Origin of the sequence: Neobacillus sp. KR4-4 (genome assembly GCF_042136325.1) — a bacterium.
Classification (GTDB): Bacteria; Bacillota; Bacilli; order Bacillales; family Cytobacillaceae; genus Neobacillus.
On record NZ_JBHHJU010000002.1, the window covers coordinates 315,805 to 333,399 of the forward strand.

The 17,595-nt window shown below is 41.0% G+C and carries 19 protein-coding genes; 1 reads left to right on the plus strand and 18 read right to left on the minus strand.

The annotated features are described in order from the left end of the window. Positions 1-22: 22 nt before the first annotated feature. The 9 genes from ACE198_RS03275 to ACE198_RS03315 form a co-directional block, all read right to left on the minus strand. Positions 23-967 (minus strand): YybS family protein, encoded by a 945-nt coding sequence (locus ACE198_RS03275; protein WP_375374702.1) that lies wholly within the window; start codon positions 965-967, stop codon positions 23-25. 125 nt (positions 968-1,092) lie between these two features. Beyond that, positions 1,093-1,332, minus strand: a complete 240-nt coding sequence (gene rpsR, locus ACE198_RS03280; RefSeq protein WP_098577061.1) for a 30S ribosomal protein S18 — start codon at positions 1,330-1,332, stop codon at positions 1,093-1,095. 50 nt (positions 1,333-1,382) lie between these two features. Then, a complete protein-coding gene (gene ssb / locus ACE198_RS03285) occupies positions 1,383-1,904 on the minus strand; it encodes a single-stranded DNA-binding protein (RefSeq protein WP_098577058.1) in 522 nt (173 codons plus the stop codon). Positions 1,905-1,967: 63 nt separating this feature from the next. Next, positions 1,968-2,255, minus strand: a complete 288-nt coding sequence (gene rpsF / locus ACE198_RS03290) for a 30S ribosomal protein S6 (RefSeq protein ID WP_026568065.1) — start codon at positions 2,253-2,255, stop codon at positions 1,968-1,970. A gap of 357 nt (positions 2,256-2,612) precedes the next feature. Continuing rightward, a complete protein-coding gene (gene ychF, locus ACE198_RS03295) occupies positions 2,613-3,713 on the minus strand; it encodes a redox-regulated ATPase YchF (protein WP_098577055.1) in 1,101 nt (366 codons plus the stop codon). 31 nt (positions 3,714-3,744) lie between these two features. After that, positions 3,745-3,933: a hypothetical protein gene (locus ACE198_RS03300; protein WP_251462983.1), complete on the minus strand. Its 189-nt coding sequence runs from the start codon at positions 3,931-3,933 to the stop codon at positions 3,745-3,747. Between the two features lie 91 nt (positions 3,934-4,024). Beyond that, complete coding sequence (locus ACE198_RS03305; protein ID WP_375374703.1) at positions 4,025-6,016, minus strand: molybdopterin-dependent oxidoreductase; 1,992 nt, start codon at positions 6,014-6,016, stop codon at positions 4,025-4,027. An 83-nt stretch (positions 6,017-6,099) separates the two neighbouring features. After that, a complete protein-coding gene (locus ACE198_RS03310; protein ID WP_026568062.1) occupies positions 6,100-6,297 on the minus strand; it encodes a DUF951 domain-containing protein in 198 nt (65 codons plus the stop codon). 13 nt (positions 6,298-6,310) lie between these two features. Further along, complete coding sequence (locus ACE198_RS03315; RefSeq protein ID WP_375374704.1) at positions 6,311-7,177, minus strand: mechanosensitive ion channel family protein; 867 nt, start codon at positions 7,175-7,177, stop codon at positions 6,311-6,313. Positions 7,178-7,336: 159 nt separating this feature from the next. Between ACE198_RS03315 and yyaC the strand changes: the two genes are divergently transcribed. After that, complete coding sequence (gene yyaC / locus ACE198_RS03320; protein WP_098577046.1) at positions 7,337-7,957, plus strand: spore protease YyaC; 621 nt, start codon at positions 7,337-7,339, stop codon at positions 7,955-7,957. Positions 7,958-7,999: 42 nt separating this feature from the next. Here the strand turns inward: yyaC and ACE198_RS03325 are convergent, their stop codons facing one another. The 9 genes from ACE198_RS03325 to spoIIIJ form a co-directional block, all read right to left on the minus strand. Next, complete coding sequence (locus ACE198_RS03325; protein ID WP_375374705.1) at positions 8,000-8,719, minus strand: DUF554 domain-containing protein; 720 nt, start codon at positions 8,717-8,719, stop codon at positions 8,000-8,002. A gap of 86 nt (positions 8,720-8,805) precedes the next feature. Then, a complete protein-coding gene (locus ACE198_RS03330; protein ID WP_098577041.1) occupies positions 8,806-9,657 on the minus strand; it encodes a ParB/RepB/Spo0J family partition protein in 852 nt (283 codons plus the stop codon). Next, positions 9,650-10,411, minus strand: coding sequence for a ParA family protein (locus ACE198_RS03335; RefSeq protein WP_098577039.1), 762 nt, complete (start codon positions 10,409-10,411; stop codon positions 9,650-9,652). The genes ACE198_RS03330 and ACE198_RS03335 overlap by 8 nt, the downstream gene beginning before the upstream one ends. A 307-nt stretch (positions 10,412-10,718) precedes the next feature. Further along, positions 10,719-11,588 carry a nucleoid occlusion protein gene (gene noc / locus ACE198_RS03340; RefSeq protein ID WP_098577036.1) on the minus strand — a complete coding sequence of 290 codons (870 nt, stop codon included), beginning with the start codon at positions 11,586-11,588 and terminating at the stop codon, positions 10,719-10,721. Positions 11,589-11,759: 171 nt separating this feature from the next. Further along, a complete protein-coding gene (gene rsmG / locus ACE198_RS03345; RefSeq protein WP_251462972.1) occupies positions 11,760-12,476 on the minus strand; it encodes a 16S rRNA (guanine(527)-N(7))-methyltransferase RsmG in 717 nt (238 codons plus the stop codon). Between the two features lie 21 nt (positions 12,477-12,497). Then, positions 12,498-14,387 (minus strand): tRNA uridine-5-carboxymethylaminomethyl(34) synthesis enzyme MnmG, encoded by a 1,890-nt coding sequence (mnmG, locus tag ACE198_RS03350; protein WP_098577030.1) that lies wholly within the window; start codon positions 14,385-14,387, stop codon positions 12,498-12,500. Between the two features lie 100 nt (positions 14,388-14,487). Further along, positions 14,488-15,873 (minus strand): tRNA uridine-5-carboxymethylaminomethyl(34) synthesis GTPase MnmE, encoded by a 1,386-nt coding sequence (gene mnmE, locus ACE198_RS03355; protein WP_251462970.1) that lies wholly within the window; start codon positions 15,871-15,873, stop codon positions 14,488-14,490. 288 nt (positions 15,874-16,161) lie between these two features. Continuing rightward, positions 16,162-16,785, minus strand: a complete 624-nt coding sequence (gene jag / locus ACE198_RS03360) for an RNA-binding cell elongation regulator Jag/EloR (RefSeq protein WP_251462968.1) — start codon at positions 16,783-16,785, stop codon at positions 16,162-16,164. Next, entirely contained in the window at positions 16,782-17,558 is a 777-nt protein-coding gene (gene spoIIIJ / locus ACE198_RS03365) for a YidC family membrane integrase SpoIIIJ (protein WP_098577021.1), read from the minus strand. Before spoIIIJ ends, jag begins: the two co-directional genes overlap by 4 nt. Between the last annotated feature and the right edge of the window lie 37 nt (positions 17,559-17,595).

Here is a 17,595-nt window from a genome sequence, read left to right on the forward strand (position 1 = left end):
TTTTCAGCTCCTAGTCGTGAATCTACTCTTTCTTTTCAAATTGCTTCCGAAAGTTAAAGCCTAAATCAGTAATGCCTAATAACATTATTATATAACGGACCAACGGAATCATGAAAGTAAGAATTACTACAAACACGCCAAGTCCCTTCGCAATGGACCTTTGGTGGAATAGAAAAAATAAAAGCGCCACTCCCTGCAAGAGGATAAACGTCTCTAATACGGATCTTGCATTGATTAAAACAGAATATATGTAGGTTCCTTCTTCTGGATGAAATAAGAGCATTGCCCCCAAGGCAATTAAATAATACCACAACAGACTTTTAGGAAGGGCTAGATTACGAAAATGACCCCAAGGCTGAACATTGACACCAAATCGCTTAGCAATAGGAAAGCAAACCCACTGAATAATAAATGTAAACAGAATGGAGGAAAAAATAAGAGCACTTGGTAACAGTAAGCTAATTTGCTTAAGCATGAGGGCATTTTTCTCTTTAAGCTGTGCAATTTCACTTTCTCTTCCCATCGCTTTCAGCATTTCCTCAGAGTTTTTAACTGATTCATTTATAGCCACTGTTAGTTCATGGATAATATCTATTTTCATAAAGGAAACAACGACGGCATACATACTTATTAAGCCAACCAAAATCGTGAGCGAACTAGCAATCAGTATGAACGTCCGACTCTTGCCCTTTTGAAGCAAATAACCTATCAACACACCAGCCAATCCATAAATAAGCATAAAACCTAACCCCATCAACGAGCCGGCAATGAATGAAATAAAAATGGCTGCTGCCACGAAAGCGGCAATCAGTTTCAGATTATTTTTAAAAGCAAAGATAATAAACGGCAGCGGTAATACCAGGTTTACAATTGCCCCGACAACGGGAACGTAGATGCTTATTAATAGCAGTGCAGCAAAAGCCGCCAAAAGGATTGCACCCTCCGTTAACTTGCGTACATCTTTCACACTTTCACCCCTAAACAATTACAACACTAATCTTTATTTTACCCGAGATAATCATTTCGACACAAGTTTACGAGTATAAGAAAAAGGCAGCAGGGAGAACCCTTACTGCCTTTTCCATCTATTTATTATTCACCTGCAACAAATGGAAGTAATGCCATTTGACGTGAACGTTTGATTGCAACTGTTAATTTACGTTGGTATTTAGCGCTAGTACCAGTTACACGACGTGGTAAAATCTTTCCACGCTCAGAGATAAATTTCTTAAGTAGATCTACATCTTTATAGTCGATTTTAGTGATACCATTTGATGTAAAGTAGCACACTTTACGACGTTTTGCGCGACCGCCTTTACGTCCTCCTGCCATGAAAATTCCCTCCTTTTTCATTATTCATATTATCGTTCAATTAAGGTTGGTTAGAATGGAAGGTCGTCATCGGAAATATCAATTTGACCATTACCAGCAAACGGATCCTCGTCCATTCTTGTATAACCTTTATTCGTGTTTTGGTTTTGACGTTGATTCTGATTGCCGCCGCCATAAGGATTACCTTGTGGTTCCCTAGGAGGAGCACCGAATTGGTCGTAATCGCTTCTTCCGCCACCGCCGCCAGATGCGTTTCTAGGTTCTAAGAACTGAACACTTTCAGCTTGTACCTCTGTAACATAGACACGTTTACCATCTTGTCCTTCATAGTTGCGGGTTTGAATTCGGCCATCCACACCTGCGAGGCTTCCTTTTTTCAAGAAGTTCGCCACATTTTCAGCTGGTTTACGCCAAACAACACAGTTAATAAAGTCTGCTTCACGTTCTCCTTGCTGATTAGAAAATGTACGGTTAACTGCTAAAGTAAAGGTAGCAACAGGGACCCCATTTGGTGTATAACGCAAATCAGGATCTTTTGTTAAACGGCCAACAAGTACGACACGATTCATCATCAGAATCAACTCCTTTTTATTTGGAAAAATGTTCCACGTGAAACATTTCTACCAAGATCTATATTAAGCGTCTTCTCTAATTACTAAGTGGCGAATGATATCTTCGCTGATTTTTGCAAGACGAGAAAATTCTTGTACTGCAGCAGCTGAAGATGTTGTTTTAGTGATTTCGTAGTATCCGTCGCGGAAATCGTTGATTTCATATGCTAAACGACGCTTACCCCAATCCTTTGTTTCAGCAGTTTCCGCACCGTTTTCAAGAAGAATTGTATTAAAACGCTCGACAAGAGCCTTTTTAGCTTCATCTTCAATATTTGGGCGGATGATGTACATGATTTCGTACTTATTCATCACAGTCACCTCCTTTTGGTCTAAACGGCCCATTTGGGCAAGGAGCAATTATTAATTACTCACAAGTTGAAATTATAGCATACAAATAAATTAATTGCAATGTCATTCACAGAAATGAGTTATTTCCAGTTTTGAGCTGTTAATATTGCATGTTAATTTCCGCTCCAGGTGCTTCGCTTTCCGCGGGCGTTCCGGGGAGCCTCCTCGGCGCTTAAGCGCCTGTGGGGTCTCCCCAGGCCCGTACTCCCGCAGGAGTCTCGCACCTTCCGCTCCAATCAACATGGTGCCAAATCACCCTGTCTCCTTTACTTACCACTGCAAAATAAAAGCTCTGCAAAATGTGCAGAGCTTGAGCTATTATACGTTAAAACGGAAGTGGATGACGTCGCCGTCTTTTACTTCGTATTCTTTTCCTTCGAGGCGGACTTTGCCGGCTTCTTTGGCAGCTGTATGACTGCCGGCAGCTAATAGATCGTCGAATGAAACGGTTTCGGCACGGATGAAGCCTCGTTCGAAATCAGAGTGAATGACTCCTGCACATTGCGGAGCTTTCATTCCTTTTCTGAATGTCCAGGCGCGTACTTCTTGAACACCTGCGGTAAAATAAGTCGCTAATCCAAGTAAATGATAAGCAGCACGGATTAACTGATCAAGACCAGATTCTTCAATTCCTAGCTCAGACAGGAACATTTGCTTTTCTTCACCTTCAAGTTCAGCAATTTCCTCTTCAATTTTTGCACAAACCACGATAACTTCGGCGTTATCAGCCGCTGCAAATTCGCGTACCCTTTGAACATATTCATTGTCAGATGGATCAGCAATATCATCTTCACTTACATTGGCCACATAAAGGACAGGCTTAATCGTTAATAGGTGAAGTCCTTTGACAAGTTTCATTTGCTCATCGGTAAAATCAACCGTTCGAGCAGGCTTTTCTGCTTCAAAAGCATCACGCAGCATCGCTAGCACTTCGAATTCGGCCGCCGCTTCCTTATCCTTTTGCTTAGCTAATTTTTCAACACGGCTAATCCGCTTTTCTACTGATTCCATGTCGGCAAGAATTAGCTCTAAGTTGATGACCTCAATATCATCGATTGGATCCACTTTACCTGATACATGGGTAATGTTTTCGTCAGCAAAACAGCGAACGACTTGGCAAATCGCGTCAACTTGGCGGATGTGTGAGAGGAATTTATTCCCTAGACCTTCCCCTTTGCTTGCTCCTTTAACAATCCCTGCAATGTCGGTAAATTCAAAAGCGGTTGGTACGGTCTTTTTTGGTTGAACCAGTTCTGTTAATTTTTGGAGGCGGTGATCAGGTACCTCAACGATTCCAACGTTTGGGTCAATCGTACAGAAAGGGTAATTGGCTGATTCTGCCCCTGCTTGGGTAATTGCGTTAAATAAAGTAGACTTACCAACGTTCGGTAATCCTACGATACCAGCTGTTAATGCCATTTATTTCACTCCTCAAAAAATATGATCTATTTTAAATGTTGGCTATGTTAAAATTGCCTGTCGATTTCCGTTCCAGGCACTTCGCTTTCCGCGGGCGGTCCGGGGAGCCTCCTCGTCGCTGCGCTCCTGCGGGGTCTCCCCTGCCCCGTCCTCCCGCAGGAGTCTTCGTGCCTTCCACTCCAACCAACAGGGTGCCAAAATAAACAAAAAGCCTTAACATAGCCTAAATTAGTTCCAATAATAAAAAGACAAGTCTTTCACAATTATAGAGATTTATATAAAAAAAGACAACTGCCGCATGATGGCGGCAGTTAGTTTATTTTTTCGATATTAACCAGGCAATCATATAACGTGCTTCCCATTCCATTATCGGATTCACTGCTTGATGTCAGGTGATTTACTGACCCGCCAAACTGCTTCCAAATCCCCTCATCGATATTAATCGTGTTCGGATGGGAGGTGGGCAGGATGGAAAGATAGCCTGTAACGGCGCCGCGGCCATTCCATACTCTTACCATGTCATCTTTTTGCAAACCGAGGTCATCTGCAATATTTTGAGCCACTTCGACCTTCAACCTCAAATTTCCACCTAATAGATGGTAGTTCTGCGAGTGATTGGAACGCATCGGATGGATCGTCAGTAAATTATATGGATACTTTTCAGCTAACTGTGGATTCCTCCACTTAGATTCCTCCGGTACAGCTAAGGTTAATGGTTCATGACCGGTCCGTGCGGTAAATTCATACTTGCCGCTAGGAGTAGTAAACTTTCGGTCCTGCCATGGGATCGCTGTGACTGGTAACTCCAGCGTATGCTGTTCCATTAACGTATCCAGGGAAACACCCTTTCTTTCCAATCTTTCAAAACTCATCTGAAGGAATTGCTTTCTTGTATAGTCAAAATCAGCCCCAAAACCAAGCCGTTTCGCTAATTCCGTCCAAATCCATAAGTCAGGCTTGGCTTCGCCTGGTGCGGATACCAGCTTTGGACCATAATTTACATAATGATGATACATCGAAGAAAAATAAATATCCTCTTCCTCAAAGGCAGTCGTGGTCGGTAACACATAATCAGCAAGCTGCGCGGTATCTGTCATGAATTGATCAATGACCACCAATGTTGGTACAGATGAGAAGGCCTTTTCAACCACTTGGGTGTCAGGCACCTGTGTGACTGGATTCCCGCATGTGACAACTATCATTTGTATTTCTGGATTTGTTGCTTTCAGCACTTCTTCGGCCTGTTTCATGATTGAAAATTGACGCCGGCTTTGCCTGCGATTAGCTAGTGTTAACTCTTCAAACACAAAACTCTGACCCACTTGGAGGTTCGCATAATTTGCGCCCCCGCCCGCCATTCCAATATTTCCGCTGCATGCGACAAGCGCATCTATCAGGCGAATTGTATTCCCGCCATTTTGATAACGCTGCAAGCCAAGGCCCATGAACGTGGCAGTAGGTTTGTCCGCATAGACATGCGCTAAATGGGTCATTACTTCACAAGGCACTTCAGTCATTTCACTGATTTCCTCTAAAGTAACACTGCCCAGAAGTTGATCCACATCCTCAAAACCAACGGACGATTCCTCAATAAACTTTCGGTCCTCTAACCTTAAGCGCAGCAGCTCTTTGATAATTCCTGCTGCTAATAATCCATCCATTCCAGGTTTAATCGAGATATATTCATCAGCGATTTTAGCTGTTGCGTTAAAGATTGGATCAATAACAAACAATTTTGCACCACGTTTTTTTGCCTCTAGCAGCTTTTCGTAAAAGTGCATGTTTGTCCGGGCAACATTTCGTCCCCAGACGATAATATTTTTACTATTATAAACATCATCAGGGCCATGGCTATAAGCATTCCCGAAGTCCCATTGCTGTGCTTCGATGCCTGCCCCCCAGCAAAGAGACCCGTAGAGTTCAGTAACACCGCCGTAGCAATTAAAGAAACGTTGATCGAGGTTTTTTAATAATCCATTATTTGCATAGTCATGGCTGTGTAAAACGGCCGTTGACCCGTATGTTTCTTTTATGTCCCTGAGCTTTTCCGCTATTTCATTCAGCGCCTGTTCCCAAGATATTTGCTCGAATTGGCCGTTGATTTTTTTTAATGGATGCAGCAACCGCTGCGCGGAATTTGTCCTTGTTTCAAGCATCCGTCCCCGCCCGCAAATTTTTCCTTGGGTGATTGGATGGGAGGGATCTCCTTCTACTTTTGTGACGCGATCGTTTTCGACTGTTACATGAAATCCGCAGCTATCCCAGCAATTTAATGGACATGCTGCTTGACGTATTTGTGCCACTATTCCCACCCCTATATACAAAAACTCTATTTCTACTTTTCTTATAAGAATAATATATTTTTTCATTTAAAAAAAGCATAAGGTTATTCCTCATGCTTCACCAAAATTTTCTTCATTTTCCTTGAAAATTCCCGTCTTGGAATGAGGACACTATGACCGCATCCTTCACATTTAATGCGAACGTCCATCCCCATGCGGATGACTTTCCAGCGATTTGTTCCACAAGGGTGCTGTTTCTTCATCTCTACGACATCATTTAATGCAAATTCCTTTTCTTCCATGCCAATCCACCCCTTATTTAGATTGTCCAGTGCCATACATGACCACTTTTGGATCTGGAGCCTTAATGCCATTTTCGTCTAATTGAAGCTTAATATCCCTGCGAATCATACGGGAAACGCCAGCCTGTTTCATTGGCTGCGTTTCAGCAACAACACGTAAGACAATCTCTGTTGCACCCATTGTTTGAATTCCTAATAACTCAGGGGGCTTAACTAACTCCTCATATTGAGCATGCATATACTGAATCGCTTCCTCAATCACTTTTTCCGCCTTAGCGATATCCTCCCCATAGGCAATTGCAATATCTACAACAGCGATACTGTTATTAATGGAGAAGTTGGTTACTTCAATAATACTGCCATTTGGTAAAATATGCAGTTCCCCCGTCCAACTTTTAATTTTTGTCGTTCTTAACCCGATTGCTTCAACATTTCCCTCAAATTGACCGATACGAACATGGTCACCAACAGAAAATTGATCCTCAAAAATGATAAAAAAGCCGCTGATTACATCTTTCACTAAACTTTGTGCTCCAAAACCTACAGCTAAACCAACTACTCCAGCTCCGGCAATTAGCGCTTTGACATCAATTCCTAACACAGAAAGAATCATCATAAAGGCAATAAAATAAACAACATAGGAAAGGACATTATCAAGCAGCCGAGAGAGTGTTTCCTCTCGCCGTTCCGAAGTACTAAGCGGGGAGAGATTTCTAATTTTAAAAATATTATGGATCATTAATTTTCCAATACGAATCAAGATATTGGTAATAATTAAAATCGCCATTATTTTTAGGAGCCCCTCACCTAGAGCCAGCCACGTATCCTCATTTTGAAATTTATCAATTAATTTTTGCATACCCTTTTGTGTAAGAGTCATGTAGACACCATCCTCTAAAACCTTTTTACCAATTCTATTTTAGCAATTATTTTATGCAGTTAATAGCATTATGAATTTTCCTTTTTTACCCGCTTTATGTATAGATTTACTGAAAATTCCGTATAATAGTAAGACTATTTAAGATTAGGGAGTGACTTAATGAATCTGAAATCCGGTTTTTTTGACAGGAGGGCCAAGGCGCGGATCAGCCATGATGATTTGCATGCTGCTGAAAACCTCGCTGAAGAGCTGCTTACGAATATTCCTACGGTAACAAGCCGCCCGATTGTCTTTGTCTGTATTGGTACGGACCGTTCTACGGGAGATTCATTAGGGCCGCTTGTTGGGACATTACTGGAAGAAAAGGATATGCGGGCATTCTATGTGTACGGGACGTTAGATGAACCGATTCATGCCGTTAATTTGGCTGATAAATTAAAGGAAATCCAAGCAAAACATACTGACCCCTATATCATTGGCATCGATGCTTGTTTGGGAAGAGTTAAAAATGTCGGAGTGATTCAAGTGGGGAATGGTCCTGTCAAACCGGGGGCAGGAGTAAATAAGGAGCTGCCGGCGGTCGGTGATATACATATCACAGGCATCGTCAATGTCAGCGGGTTTATGGAGTTTTATGTCTTACAAAACACTCGCTTAAATCTTGTTATGAGAATGGCCAAAACCATAGCCAATGCCATCTATCAAGCAAGTCTGCTCTACCCTAAGCAAAATTGGACTGAATTAAACTTAAACTGGCTCGAAGAAGAAAAGACAAATTAAAAGAGCGAACGGATCAGACCGAATGCTCTTTTTTTGCTGCTTTTATTGAACATACAAATGATAATAATAAAGTACGGATACAATCAGCCCCGTGATGACGATCCCAGGCAGGAGGTTAGCTACTTTAATTTTCACTATTCCGGTTAAATTTAAGCCAATCGCAAAAATCATGATTCCGCCTGTTGCTGTCATCTCGACAATAAACTGATCCATTAATGCCTGCGGGACAAATCGGTCAATCTGGGTCGCAAATAGGGCAATGCCCCCTTCATAGAGGACAACCGGAATCGCTGAAAAAATAACCCCAATTCCCAATGTGGTCGTTAAAATTAACGCCGTAAATCCATCGATTAATGATTTGGTGTACAACACATCATGATCACCGCGGATGCCGCTGTCAAGTGCGCCAATAATCGCCATTGCACCGATCACAAAAATTAGTGTCGCCGTAACAAATCCTTCGGAGATACTGCCTTTTCCATTAGAAGGGCCGACTTTCTTCTCCAGCCATAATCCTAAATCATTTAATTTATCCTCCAGTTTTAAGGCCTCACCGGCAACCGCTCCCACAACGAGGCTAATAATAACAATGAGGAAATTTTCACTCTTTAACCCCATTTGTAAGCCTAACACCATGACAGATAAACCAATGGCATACATAACCGTGACTTTCATTCCTTCAGGAATCCGGTTTAACAACTTTCCAAGCAGTGTGCCAACAACTATTAAAAGCCCATTGACCAGTGTTCCTAATAAAAACATCTTACATCCACCTTTTTTCGACCTTCGAAATATATTTCTTTTAAACTATCATATAAGTAAAAAAAAATAAACCACCGTTTGATGGTTTATAATGATGAATCCTCTTGATGGAGCATCTCTAAAATTCGTTCTAAATCCTCGTTAGAGAAGAACTCAATTTCAATTTTACCCTTATTCTTGTTCTGCTTAATATTTACCGTCGTTCCAAACCGTTCACGCAGGACATGTTCCCGTTCCTTGATAAACACATCTTTCTTCGGTTCGGGCTTTTTCGTTTCACGTGGAACATCTTCATTTATTTGTTGAATCAGTTTTTCCAACTGACGTACATTCAATGCTTCTTTGGTTACTTTTTCGACTAGGCTTGGCAGTTTCTCTTTTTGGCGAAGTCCTAATAAGGCACGTCCATGGCCCATTGATATTTTCCCACCTGAAATTAATTCTTGAATCTTTTGAGGAAGGGAAAGGAGACGGATATGGTTGGCGATATGCGGACGGCTTTTCCCTAGACGCTTCGCTACCTCTTCTTGTGTCAATTTTAACTTTTCCATTAACAATTGATAGGCTAGTCCTTCTTCAATTGGATTTAAATCTTCCCTTTGCAGGTTTTCGAGGACGGCTAATTCCATCATTTGCTGTTCCGAAAGTGTTCGGACCACCGCAGGAACCGTTTCAAGCTTTGCCTCTTTCGCTGCACGGAAACGCCGCTCACCTACTACGATTTCGTAGCCGCGAATACTTTTTCTAACCACGAGCGGCTGCAAGATTCCATGCTCGATGATCGACTCTTTTAATTCATCGATTGCCTCTTGTTGGAAGGTTTTACGAGGCTGATATGGATTGGGACGTAATTCATTTAGTTTGATTTCTAGAACGACTTCCTCTTTACTAGCATCCGCAAAAAATGCATTAAGGCCTTTTCCTAAACCTTTAGCCATTCGAGACCACTTCCTTTGCTAAATCTAAATACACCTCAGCACCACGGGATTTGGCATCATAGGTAATAATCGGTTCACCATGACTAGGAGCTTCACTTAGACGTACGTTTCTTGGAATAATGGTTTTATATACTTTATCCTGAAAATATTTTTTCACTTCTTCAATGACTTGAATGCCAAGATTGGTCCGTGCATCAAGCATGGTCAATAAAACACCTTCAATTTTCAACTCCTGATTCAAATGCTTCTGAACAAGTCTAACCGTACTTAATAATTGGCTCAATCCTTCCAACGCATAATATTCACATTGAACAGGAATTAACACGGAATCAGAGGCTGTTAAGGCATTAAGGGTTAATAAACCTAACGATGGCGGACAATCAATAATAATATAATCAAATTGATCTCTCACTTCTGCTAGGGCACGCTTCAAACGAACCTCTCTTGAAATGGTCGGTACCAATTCAATTTCTGCACCTGCCAGCTGAATAGTAGCTGGGATGGCATACAAATTTTCAACTGATGTAGATTTAATGACATCCTTTGCTTCTACATCATCTACTAAAACATCATATATGCATTGGTCAACTTCTGCCTTTTCAATACCAATCCCGCTTGTTGCGTTTCCCTGCGGGTCCGTGTCTACTAGCAGGACACGTTTTCCAATATATGCTAAGCAGGCACCTAGGTTGACAGAGGTAGTCGTTTTTCCGACTCCGCCTTTTTGATTCGCGATTGCAAGAATTTTGCCCACAATGTCACCTACCCTTATATTCTCTCAAAGTTTTATTCTGCTATTCTATTAAATTTTATAAAAATATTGTTCATTTGGCTAATTTAACCTTGATGGCTAAAAGAAAAATTCCATTCCTTTATTTTAGCATGAAACAGATAGGTTGTTGGATTTTTTCTAAAATTATTCAAATGTCTACTGGTTAAAAGATTGCTGGATTGGGGGATAGAAAACATAATATATCTAAATATTTCCATTCACAAAAAGACCTTCCCAAATAAAAAGAACCAAGCATTTGATATGCCTGGTTCTTGTATCTATTTGTCTATTATTTTTTCTTTGGTATACGGATTGTAAATTGGTAGAATTCGTCAAATTCTTCTTCCTCAGCATCAAGGTTAATTCCGCTGTCCGTTACCATTGATAAGGATTGGCGAATTGTATTGACGGCAATTCTCATATCTTTACTAAAAGCTTTCCGCTTTGGTTTAGGCTTTTCATTTTTTTGCTCGAGCAATTTAACCACACGTTCTTCGGTTTGCTTAACATTAAAATTCTTTTCGATAATTTCAGCTAATAGTGCCACTTGTTTTTCAGGATCCTTTAGAGGGATCAATGCACGGGCATGACGCTCTGTAATGATCTTCGATAATAATGCCTCTTGAATTTGCTGCGGTAATTTAAGAAGACGGAGTTTGTTAGCCACCGTTGACTGCCCTTTTCCAAGGCGTTGTGCTAAGGCTTCCTGGGTCAAGTTGTGTAATTCCAGCAATTTTCCATAGGCCATCGCCTCTTCAATAGGGGACAGCTCTTCCCGCTGCAGGTTCTCAATTAATGCAACAGAGGCCGTTTCTGTATCCGATAAATTTTTAATAATTGCCGGTGCTTCGGTCCAGCCCAGCTGTTTCATCGCCCGAAAACGGCGTTCTCCCGCTATAATTTCATATTGTCCAACCGCAAATTCCCTTACGACAATAGGTTGAATAATACCATGAATATGAATGGTCCGCGCTAATTCTTCAATTTTCTCTTCATCAAAAACCGTCCGCGGCTGAAAGCGGTTTGGAACTATATGGTCAATTGGTATTTTATTGATTTCTTCATTTTTTTCCGTAATCAGCTCTTTTTCAAGTTCTTGTTCAACCTCTGGTTGTCCCTTATCGCCGAGGCCAAAAAAGCGTGTAAATGATTGTTTCATCCCCAACACCACCTTTACGAAACTCCCTATTACTTATTCTCTGCCTAGTTCCATTCTTCCTGCCTAGAATAACATGTTTGCCCTAAAAATTGTTAGATTTCCAAAATTGTTTTTCTAAAGAAGTCAAAGCGCTCCGGTCCATCCGCTGCTAAACGGGCGCTTCTGCTTTTCTTATTCAATTGGTGTCTTTCCTGGTGTCCCAGGCTTTCGCGGATATTTCTTTGGTGTTTGTTTTTCCTTTTTTATGATGAGAATATTTCGTTCACTTTCTTCCATTGGAAGCGTAAAAGTAAACATTTCCTCTAATTTTCCACCAAGGGTGGTGATTGCCTTTTGACCCATTCCTAATTCATCCTTAGCATGAGCCGCCTTCATGGCAATAAAATGTCCGCCTACTTTGACGAGTGGTAAACAAAACTCACTCAACACGGACATTCTTGCAACCGCCCTTGCCGTTACTACATCAAATGTTTCACGGAACTCTGGATTGACCCCGAAGGTTTCCGCACGATCATGAATAAAATGGACGTTTTCTAAATTTAATTCTTTAGCTAGATGATTTAAAAAAGAAATACGCTTGTTTAATGAATCTACAATCGTCACCTCAATATGAGGGTAAACAATTTTTAATGGAATACTTGGGAACCCTGCACCTGCTCCAACATCACAAAGATGGAACGGCTTTGTGAAATCATAATAGAACGAAGCTGTAATGGAATCATAAAAATGCTTTAAATACACTTCCGCTTTATCGGTAATCGCGGTGAGATTCATTTTTTCATTCCATTCAACCAGTGTTTCAAAATACTTCTCAAATTGGTCGAGCTGCACACTTGTAAGGGTAATCCCCTTTTCCTGTAAATTTGCTGCAAATTGTTCGATGATCATTCAGTAATCTTCCTCACATAGTTATTCATTCGAAACCCTTGCGATCTTGCCTTGTTCTAGATAGACAAGCAAGATGGAAATATCAGCAGGATTTACACCGGCTATCCGGGATGCCTGGGCAATGGACAGCGGTTTGACTAACTTTAATTTCTGCCTAGCTTCCGTCGCAAGTCCGGAGACGGCATCATAATCAATATTCTCAGGAATTTTCTTATCTTCCATCTTCTTTAATCGTTCCACTTGCTGCAGGGACTTGGTAATATATCCATCATATTTAAGTTGAATTTCCACCTGTTCCTTTACATCTTCGTCTAAAGCAACTTCACTAGGGAAAATAGTTTCAAGTTGTTGATAGGACATCTCAGGTCTTTTTAATAAATCAGAGGCCCGGATTCCATCCTTTAATTCACTGCCGCCAATGCTGCGGATCATTTCTTGAACCTCAGCTGTCGGTTTCAGGAATGTTGATTCCAAGCGTTGCTTTTCGGCATCAATTGCGTCTTTTTTAGCCAAGAACTTTTCATAACGTTCGTCACGGATTAAACCAATTTGATGGCCTATTTCAGTTAAGCGTAAATCAGCATTATCATGGCGTAATAGCAGGCGGTACTCCGCACGTGATGTTAGCAAACGATACGGTTCATTCGTACCTTTTGTAATTAAATCATCAATTAATACTCCAATATACGCATCGGAACGGCTTAATACTAACTGGTCACGGCCCAGTGCATTTAAGCCTGCATTGATCCCGGCCATTAAGCCTTGACCTGCCGCTTCCTCATAACCAGATGTCCCATTAATTTGACCGGCAGTATATAAATTTTTCACTACCTTTGTTTCAAGTGTTGGCCACAACTGTGTCGGAACAATCGCATCATATTCAATCGCATAACCGGAACGCATCATTTGCACATTTTCAAGTCCTGAAATCGATTTTAGAATTTGCTGCTGCACATCTTCCGGTAAGCTTGTTGACAACCCCTGCACATATACTTCCTGAGTATTCCTTCCTTCAGGCTCAAGGAAAATTTGGTGCCGCGGCTTATCATTAAAGCGGACCACTTTATCCTCAATCGACGGACAGTACCGCGGACCTGTTCCCTTAATCATTCCAGAAAACATTGGTGAGCGATGAAGGTTCTGATCAATAATTTGATGCGTTTCTTCGTTTGTGTAGGTTAACCAGCATGGCAGCTGATCTGTAATATATTTCGTTGTTTCATAAGAAAATGCTCTAGGTTGATCATCACCCGGCTGGATTTCTGTTTTACTGTAATCAATGGTATTACTATTAACGCGCGGCGGCGTTCCCGTTTTAAAGCGGACCAGATCAAATCCTAGTGTTTCAAGATGTTCAGATAATTTGATTGATGGCTGTTGGTTGTTCGGGCCACTCGAATATTTCAAGTCACCAATAATAATTTCACCACGTAAGAATGTACCGGTTGTAATAACGACTGTTTTAGAACGGTACACAGCTCCTGTTTTGGTAATAACGCCGGTGCAAACGCCATCCTCGACGATTAATTCTTCGACCATCCCTTGGAGGAGAGTCATATTTTCTTCTTCTTCAATGGTTTTTTTCATTTCATGTTGATAAGCAAATTTATCTGCTTGGGCACGTAATGCTCGAACGGCAGGCCCTTTACCTGTGTTCAGCATTCTCATTTGGATATAGGTTTTATCAATATTTCTACCCATTTCACCGCCAAGCGCATCAATTTCACGAACGACGATTCCCTTAGCAGGGCCTCCAACCGATGGGTTACACGGCATAAAGGCTACCATATCAAGATTAATGGTGATCATTAATGTTTTTGCACCAATTCGAGCGGCAGCAAGGCCTGCTTCACAACCGGCATGTCCTGCTCCGATGACAATGACGTCAAATTTTCCTGCTTCGTATTGCATGTTGTTCCTCCTTTTCCGTATCTTACGGAAACAATGCTTTTCACTTTTTTATAAAGGTCAAGCTTCAGCCCACCAAATCAAAGGGCTTCCGCTTCCCTTTTTATTTTCCTAAACAGAACTGAGAAAATAGTTGGTCGATCAGGCTCTCATGAACGCTTTCACCAATGATTTCGCCAAGTAATTCCCATGTTCTTGTTAAATCAATTTGAACAATATCTATCGGTGTCCCCATTTCCACTCCTTCAATCGCCTCTTCAATCGACTGTAAGCTTTGGCTTAATAAGCCGATATGGCGGCTATTGGAAACATAGGTCATATCGCCAGCCTCAATGGATCCTGCAAAAAATAATGAAGCAATGGCTTCCTCTAACTCATTGACCCCACGATCTTCAAGCAAAGAAGTGGTAACAACCTTGTGTTCTTTTGCTAAAGCGTAAACCTTGTCAAACTCGATTTTTTGCTCCAAGTCTGTTTTATTCACGATAACGATGACATCCATACCTTTGACTACTTCAAAAAGCTTTTCATCTTCTGCGCTCAGTTGCTCTGCATAATTTAAGACTAGCAAAATCAAATCTGCCTCTTGTAGAACTTGACGGGAGCGCTCCACTCCAATTCGTTCGACAATATCCTCTGTTTCTCTAATTCCTGCAGTGTCCAAAAGCCGAAGGGGGACACCGCGAACATTCACATATTCTTCAATGACATCTCTTGTGGTTCCAGGAATATCTGTTACAATCGCTTTATTTTCATGGACAAGGCTGTTTAAGAGTGAAGATTTCCCTACGTTTGGGCGGCCAACAATCGCCGTTGACAATCCTTCCCGTAAAATCTTCCCTTGTTCTGATGTTTGTAACAGTTTCTTGATTTCCTCCCTGACAAAATGAGCTTTTTCAGACAGCATTTTATGAGTCATTTCTTCCACATCGTCATATTCCGGATAATCAATATTAACCTCAACATGAGCGAGGATTTCTAAAATCTCCTGTCTGAGTCTCTGAATCAATTTTGATAAGCGCCCTTCCATTTGTCCTAGCGCTACATTCATCGCCCGATCCGTTTTTGCCCTGATTAAGTCCATGACTGCTTCCGCTTGCGATAAATCAATCCGACCATTCAAAAAAGCCCTCTTTGTAAATTCACCTGGTTCAGCCAGTCTCGCGCCATTCGTTAACACTAACTGAAGGACTCTATTCACAGAAACAATTCCGCCATGGCAGTTTATTTCCACTACATCCTCTTTTGTAAAAGTTTTTGGACCCCTCATTACTGAAACCATAACCTCTTCGACCACTTGTTTTGATTTTGGTTCGATCAGGTGCCCATAGTGAATCGTATGGGTTGCTGCTTCAGTCAGCTTCTTCCCGCCAATGCTTCTAAATAGTTTGTCTGCAATTTCAAACGCATCATCCCCACTCAAGCGGACAATAGCAATCGCTCCTTCCCCCATCGGAGTGGAGATGGCCGCAATCGTATCATATTCCATTTCCTTCACCTCACACTAAAAACTGTTATCTATATAAAAAATGATTTTTTCTCCAAAACAATAGAATACCACATGATTATCTGTTGAAAAAGTAAACCTTCTCGACCTCTAACTATCCACAATTCACTTTAATCCCATTATTATTTTAACTTATCCACATGTGAATAACAATAAAACGAAAAACGAGAAAAGATTTAGGTTATCAACAACTTCTTTTTTCGACATTTTTTTCAGAAGCCAAAAAAAAACATCCTATCATTCGATAGGATGTTTTAAGGACTTATGATATTATCTTTTCGCTGGAGAAATCACAATAAAACGATGTGGTTCCGATCCATCAGAAAATGTCTTTACACGTTTGTTATCAGATAATGCAGCATGAATAACTTTACGCTCATAAGAAGGCATTGGCTCTAAAGTTACATCTATTCCTGACTTAAGGGCCTTCCCGGCGAGCCGATGAGCTAATTGAACAAGGGTCTCATTTCTTCTTTTCCGGTAATCTTCTGCATCTAGAATCACCGTTAAATACTGATTAGAGAAACGATTAAGGACTAATTGTGTTAAATATTGAAGCGAATTTAACGTTTGCCCTCTTTTTCCAATTAATAAAGCAATCTTTTCCCCGGTCAAGATAAAATGAACATGTTTTCCCTCACGCTTAATTTCTATTTCAGCCGGGGCTCCCATTTGTTCACTTACTTGAGTAAGGAATTTCTTAGCTTCCTCAATCGGATCAATGATCACTGTTACTTTTACCACCGCCGGACGTGAACCGAAAATCCCGAAAATCCCTTTTTTACCTTCATCAATAATATCAATATCTGTGCGGTCTTTGCTGATTTGTAATTGAGCTAAAGCTGATTTTACTGCTTCTTCGACAGTTTGTCCTGTAGCAGTTACCTGTTTCACTTTTTTGCTCCTCCCGCATTACCGGATGCCTTTGCCGCCTTTAGATCCGGTCCTTTAATAAAATAAGTTTGTACAATCATAAAGATATTACCTACTACCCAGTACAATGACAGAGCGGCAGGGAAACTAAAGGCAAATACAACAATCATGATTGGCATCATCCAAAGCATCATTGCCATTTGCGGATTATGCTCTTGTCCAGCCATCATAATTTTTTGCTGAATGAACGTGGTAATCCCAGCAACTATCGGCAAGATATAGTAAGGGTCTTTATCCCCAAGGTCAAACCAGAGGAAATTATCTGAAGCAATTTCTCTTGTTCTTGAAATTGCATGGTAAAAACCAATTAAAATGGGCATTTGCACGATTAACGGAAAACAGCCGGCCATTGGATTGACACCATGTTTTGAAAATAGGGCCATTGTTTCCTGTTGCAATTTTTGCTGTGTTTTTTGATCTTTAGAGCTATATTTTTCGCGAAGTGCTTTCATTTCTGGCTGTAAAGCTTGCATCGCTTTCGAACTTCTTGTCTGCTTGATCATAAGCGGCAAAATGGCAAGACGGATGAGAATCGTTACAACAATAATCGATAGCCCAAAGCTTCCTCCAAGAATAAATGCCCCTTCTTTAATTAACCAGGATAATGGATAGACAATGTACTCATTCCAAAAGCCTGTACTCTCCGAAGTAATCGGCTGTTTGATTTCACTACATCCTGTCAGTAGGATAAAAACAGAAAGTAAGCCGACTACTAGTAATATTCTTCTTTTCAACCAAAATTTCCTCCTTACAATAAAGATAGTCAAACCA

Coding starts and splice junctions, on each gene's coding strand:
- yyaC (WP_098577046.1), top strand. CDS start 7,337: ATGAATCTGAAATCCGGTTTTTTTGACAGGAGGGCCAAGGCGCGGATC.
- ssb (WP_098577058.1), bottom strand. CDS start 1,904: ATGATGAATCGTGTCGTACTTGTTGGCCGTTTAACAAAAGATCCTGAT.
- rpsR (WP_098577061.1), bottom strand. CDS start 1,332: ATGGCAGGAGGACGTAAAGGCGGTCGCGCAAAACGTCGTAAAGTGTGC.
- ACE198_RS03315 (WP_375374704.1), bottom strand. CDS start 7,177: ATGACTCTTACACAAAAGGGTATGCAAAAATTAATTGATAAATTTCAA.
- ACE198_RS03325 (WP_375374705.1), bottom strand. CDS start 8,719: ATGTTTTTATTAGGAACACTGGTCAATGGGCTTTTAATAGTTGTTGGC.
- rsmG (WP_251462972.1), bottom strand. CDS start 12,476: ATGATCATCGAACAATTTGCAGCAAATTTACAGGAAAAGGGGATTACC.
- noc (WP_098577036.1), bottom strand. CDS start 11,588: ATGAAACAATCATTTACACGCTTTTTTGGCCTCGGCGATAAGGGACAA.
- mnmE (WP_251462970.1), bottom strand. CDS start 15,873: ATGGAATATGATACGATTGCGGCCATCTCCACTCCGATGGGGGAAGGA.
- ACE198_RS03330 (WP_098577041.1), bottom strand. CDS start 9,657: ATGGCTAAAGGTTTAGGAAAAGGCCTTAATGCATTTTTTGCGGATGCT.
- ychF (WP_098577055.1), bottom strand. CDS start 3,713: ATGGCATTAACAGCTGGTATCGTAGGATTACCGAACGTTGGTAAGTCT.
- ACE198_RS03300 (WP_251462983.1), bottom strand. CDS start 3,933: ATGTTAAGGCTTTTTGTTTATTTTGGCACCCTGTTGGTTGGAGTGGAA.
- ACE198_RS03310 (WP_026568062.1), bottom strand. CDS start 6,297: ATGGAAGAAAAGGAATTTGCATTAAATGATGTCGTAGAGATGAAGAAA.
- mnmG (WP_098577030.1), bottom strand. CDS start 14,387: ATGCAATACGAAGCAGGAAAATTTGACGTCATTGTCATCGGAGCAGGA.
- rpsF (WP_026568065.1), bottom strand. CDS start 2,255: ATGAATAAGTACGAAATCATGTACATCATCCGCCCAAATATTGAAGAT.